Origin of the sequence: Bradyrhizobium sp. NBAIM03, assembly GCF_020194055.1 — a bacterium.
In the GTDB taxonomy this organism is placed as follows: Bacteria; Pseudomonadota; Alphaproteobacteria; order Rhizobiales; family Xanthobacteraceae; genus Bradyrhizobium; species Bradyrhizobium yuanmingense.
In genome coordinates, this window is the sequence record NZ_JADYVS010000093.1 from 1 (window position 1) to 887 (window position 887).

Genomic DNA, 887 nt, shown 5'->3' on the forward strand with positions numbered 1-887 from the left:
CCAGATCAGTGTCGGTGATGTCGTCAGACAACGGCCAGGTCAGCCCCGCCGCCTCAAAACGACGGATCGTCAACCGCACCGTCGAAGGCGCCGTCCCCAACCGCCGCGCAATCTCGCGGGTCGGCATCCAGGCCGACTTCAATCTGATCACATCGCGCACATGGCGCATCGCAAACCTCTCCGTCGGCATCCAGGTCCCCCTTCGCAAAGCCGAAAGGCGGGACCGCATCGGAGCCAGAAGAGGCCTCGTCACCCCGGGCGACATCATCCCGGAATGGTGGGCGAGATCATCTCGGAATGGCGGGCGACATCAAATCGGAACGGTGGGCGAGATCATTCCGGAATCGTGGGCGACATCGAGCGGAATCAGCAAGGAGGGCTCCCACCTGACGGGGAGCAGCGGATGTCCGTGGAAGTGTGATTCGGATCGTGTGCGTCCGGCGCTCCTGGAGTAATCAGGAGTCGTTAGGAGACAGCTCCGGCGCTTCAGTCGGAGGGGCATTAGGGGATTTGGATAACGGCTCTTCGAGACAATATCCAGACTTCGGGTATCTGATCGCCGCTAATTCAGCTCATCGTGCATCTGCACGCCGCCAGAGCGAAGAGGAGTCGTCGAAGATCAGGCGCTTGGCCGCTCGCGCACTCTGAGCGCATAGGGCCGTTCGCGGGCCCCTGTGCGTTGACGCTGGAGTCGGTCAAAACGGTGATGCACGACAGGCCGCCGCCCGCAATCGCGTAATCGAGCCAAGGTGATCTCTTGGAGTCTGCGCCCTGTCCAAGTGAATGCGCCCGCCTGAGCAACAATGCAGGGTGATGCGTCGAATGTATCGCAGCAACTCTAGACGCTTTATTCTAGTCAAGCGCCTCCCGAGCACGCTTGAACTCAG

1 protein-coding gene is annotated in these 887 nt (G+C 61.1%); it reads right to left on the bottom strand.

The genetic code is table 11. From position 1 onward, the window contains the following. Nucleotides 1–268, bottom strand: a 268-nt coding sequence (locus tag I6F21_RS39125; RefSeq protein WP_346656858.1) for a helix-turn-helix domain-containing protein, incomplete at its 3' end; no start/stop codon positions are given. Nucleotides 269–887: the final 619 nt, after the last annotated feature.